Source organism: Amycolatopsis sp. NPDC003861, from assembly GCF_053605405.1.
In genome coordinates, this window is record NZ_JBSGJD010000483.1 from 1 (window position 1) to 2,452 (window position 2,452).

The 2,452-nt window shown below is 72.2% G+C and carries 3 protein-coding genes; 2 read left to right on the forward strand and 1 reads right to left on the reverse strand.

Features of this window, described 5'->3' with window-relative positions:
- Positions 1-71 precede the first annotated feature (71 nt).
- Entirely contained in the window at positions 72-1,412 is a 1,341-nt protein-coding gene (locus ACWEVN_RS47560; RefSeq protein ID WP_452055674.1) for a pyridoxal phosphate-dependent decarboxylase family protein, read from the forward strand.
- On the opposite strand, the gene ACWEVN_RS47565 is transcribed toward ACWEVN_RS47560, so the two are convergent.
- Positions 1,406-1,798 carry a hypothetical protein gene (locus ACWEVN_RS47565; RefSeq protein WP_452055672.1) on the reverse strand — a complete coding sequence of 131 codons (393 nt, stop codon included), beginning with the start codon at positions 1,796-1,798 and terminating at the stop codon, positions 1,406-1,408. The genes ACWEVN_RS47560 and ACWEVN_RS47565 overlap by 7 nt on opposite strands.
- A gap of 143 nt (positions 1,799-1,941) precedes the next feature.
- Between ACWEVN_RS47565 and ACWEVN_RS47570 the strand changes: the two genes are divergently transcribed.
- On the forward strand, positions 1,942-2,452 hold a 511-nt coding region (locus ACWEVN_RS47570), incomplete at its 3' end, for a glycosyl hydrolase family 18 protein (protein ID WP_452055673.1).

Here is a 2,452-nt window from a genome sequence, read left to right on the forward strand (position 1 = left end):
GTTAAGGCGGGTTAGAACCCGCCTTACCACTCACGACCGCGGATCCGGCCTACAGTCGGTGGGTGGACGACATGCACGCGCTCCTCGCCCGCGCCGCCGAGCTCGGTGCCGGCTACCGTGCCACCCTCGCGGCACGGCCGGTCGCCCAGGCCGTCGACCCCGCCGTCCTGCGGGCCGGCTTCGGCGGCCCGCTCCCCAAGCACCCCACCCCACCGTCCGAAGTGCTCGAACAGCTCGCCGAAGCCGCCGATCCCGGGCTCGTCGCCACCGCCGGACCCCGGTTCTTCGGCTTCGTCATCGGCGGCGCCCTCCCCGCCGCCACCGCGGCCGATGTCCTCGCCGCCGGCTGGGATCAGAACGGGTTCAACGCCGTCCTCTCGCCCGCCGCGGCCGCCGCCGAAGAGGCCGCCGGCAGCTGGCTCAAGGAGCTTCTCGGCCTTCCCGCCACCGCCTCCACCGGGTTCGTCACCGGTGGCCAGGCCGCGAACACCGCCGCCCTCGCCGCCGCGCGGCACCACGTTCTCGCCGAAGCCGGCTGGGATGTCGAACGCGATGGGCTCGTCGGCGCCCCGCGCGTCCGGGTTCTCGCCAGTGAAGAACGGCACGCCACCATCGACCGCGCCCTGCGGCTGCTCGGCTTCGGCACCCGGGTCGTCGAGACGGTCGCGGCCGGACCTCAAGGCGGGATCGACGTCGACGACCTCCGCAGGAAGTACGAAGCCGGACCGATGATCGTCTGCCTGCAGGCCGGGAACGTGAACACCGGCGCGTGCGACGACCTCCGCGCCGCCCGGGAAGCCGCGCCCGGGGCCTGGCTCCACGTCGATGGTGCCTTCGGGCTCTGGGCCGCCGCCAACCCGGCCACCAGGCCGCTCCTCGACGGCGTCGAACTCGCCGATTCCTGGGCCTGCGACGGGCACAAGTGGCTCAACGTCCCGTACGACTCCGGCTTCGTCTTCTGCGCCCGCCCGGACGTCCACGCCGCCGCGATCTCCTACCGGGCCGCCTACCTCACCGGCGCCGGCGAGGTGTCCGGCATGGGCGACCTGACCCTGGAGTCGTCGCGCCGCGCCCGCGGGTTCGCCGTCTGGGCGGCGCTGCGCGAGCTGGGCCGCGACGGCGTCGCCGAGCTCGTCGACCGCTGCTGCCGGCTGGCCCGCCGCTTCGCCGGGAAGCTCGCCGACGGCGGTGCCGAGATCGCCAACGACGTCGTCCTCAACCAGGTCCTCGTCTCCTTCGGCGGGGACACCGACGCGCTCATCCGGAAGGTCCAGGACGACGGCACCTGCTGGTTGGGCGGCACCACCTGGCGCGGCCGCCGGTACCTGCGGATCTCGGTGTCCGGCTGGACGACGACCGAGGCCGACGTCGACCGCAGTGCCGCGGCGATCCTCCGCCTCGCGCGTCAGTGACCTTCGCGCACCGAAAGCGCGTCCGTCCGCCAGGCGATCTCCTTCACGCCGCCGGTCGGCCAGCTCGACGACAGCCGGCGGCGGACGCTGCCCAGCGCGCCCAGCTCGGCCAGGTCCACCCCGGCGCCCTGCGCGGCCAGCGCCGACACCTCGGCCGTCGTGAGCGGCACGAAGTCGAAGTACTGCGCGTCTTCGCCGCCGGTCCAGTCGACGAACTCGGTGAAGATCGCGGCGAACGACTGACCACACTCGGGGCAGCGGCGCAGGGAGACGCTGAAGTGCGACCGCTCGACCAGGCGATGGGTCTTGTTCAGCCGGGTCGTGCAGAACGCCAGCGCGGTCAGGGCGTCATCGCCGGAACAGCGGGCGCAGCCGAACTCGGTCATCGCCCGATCATCGCACGCGTGAATCCGCACCCGGCTGCGGAGGTACACCGAAACCCGCTGACCACACGATTCGCTCTGGTCCGCAGTGGTCTGGACCTGTTAGCCTCAGGCGTCCGCTCGTCTGGGCCGATGAGGAGAAACCCATGCTCCGCATGAGAAAACGCATCGCCGTCGTCGCGCTCGCGCTCGCCGGTGCCTCCGTCGTCGCGCCGCCGGCGGACGCCGGGCAGGGCCAGGGCAAGGTGATGGCCTACTTCGCCGACTGGGACGTCTACGCCCGCGGCTACCACGTCAAGGACATCGAGACGTCCGGGTCGGCCGCGAAGCTGACCCACATCAACTACGCGTTCGGCAACGTGACGGGCGGTGGCTGCGCGGTCGGCGACCCGTGGGCCGACCACGACATGCCCTACGACGCCGCCACCAGCGTCAGCGGCCAGGCCGACAGCACCGAACCCGGCGCGCTGCACGGCAGCTTCAACCAGATCCTCCAGCTCAAGAAGCTGCACCCGAAGCTGAAGGTGCTGTGGTCCTTCGGCGGCTGGACGTGGTCGGCGGGCTTCACCGAGGCGGCGAAGAACCCGGCCGCGTTCGCGGAATCCTGCTACAACCTGGTCAACGACCCGCGCTGGGCCGGTGTCTTCGACGGCATCG